Here is a 1,139-nt window from a genome sequence, read left to right as displayed (position 1 = left end):
GGCCTATTCATCCAGTCTCGAAGCCGAGCGACCCTTACGAAGGTCCCCTTCCCGGCCGTGACTACGCCGTGGCATTCCAGATCCGCTTCGTCTATCACATAAAAACCGTATTCATCGCACAGCTCCAGAAAACGGGGATCGTTCGGATAGTGAGACGTCCGAATCGTATTGATGTTATGGCGTTTCATTAAATGTAAGTCTTGGATCATATGAGCAAGGGGGATCGTCTGACCAAGCGTCGGATGCGAATCATGTCGGTTGACGCCCTTCAGCTTCACAGCTCGCCCATTGACCTGGAATACGCCATTCACGATCTCGATGCGTCTAAGTCCAATCGCTAAGGGAATCATCTCCGTACCCGAGCTGACATAGAGTCTGTATAAGTAAGGCTGTTCCGCATTCCACAGCGTTGGACGGTCGACCTCGAGACGTATCGTTCCACTTCCCTCTGCGGCTACGGAACCCGAGTCAACCTTCTTCCCCTTAGCATCGTATAGCTCGGCTCTTACTTCCTGTGCTCCTTGCAACGTAAGCGCAATCTCCAGCTCGACAGTAGACAAATCAGATGCGAACTGCTGCTTCACTTCCACATCCCGGACATGCACCATATCTCTAGCCAACAGATACACATCACGGAAAATGCCGGAGAACCTCCATAAGTCCTGATCCTCCAAGTAAGTGCCATCGCACCACTTAAGCACCATCACGGCCATTCGGTTGTTTCCACTACGCAGATAAGGGGTCAGGTCGAACTCCGCAGGCACACGACTACCTTGACTGTATCCAACGAATGTACCGTTAACCCAAAGGTAGAAACAAGAGTTGACCCCTTCGAAGACAACGTATTTGGACTTGCCATCCCAATTTCCAGACAATTGGAAATCACGAATATACAGACCGGCTGGATTCCGATTAGGTACATAAGGAGGGTCGAAAGGGATCGGATACTTGATATTCGTGTAATGGAGCTGATCATAGCCATTCGTCTGCCAACATGAAGGGACGATGAGCTCCCCCCAATTACCGGCATCATATCCCAGTTCATAAAACGGTTCGCTCACTAGTTGGACGCTCTCGTGATAAGTAAACTTCCAAGCGCCGTTCAGAGTCTGATAGTAGGGCGAGCTCCCCCGTTGTCC

General features: G+C 50.7%; 1 protein-coding gene. It reads right to left on the bottom strand.

Features of this window, described 5'->3' with window-relative positions:
* Nucleotides 1-1,061: sugar-binding domain-containing protein (locus AC1DWB_RS35770; protein ID WP_477545809.1), on the bottom strand; the 1,061-nt coding region annotated here is incomplete at its 3' end.
* Nucleotides 1,062-1,139: the final 78 nt, after the last annotated feature.

This window comes from Paenibacillus sp. P4_E11 (assembly GCF_056401635.1).
The sequence above is the reverse complement of the archived record's forward strand: the minus strand, read 5'-3'. Positions and strand labels throughout refer to the sequence as shown.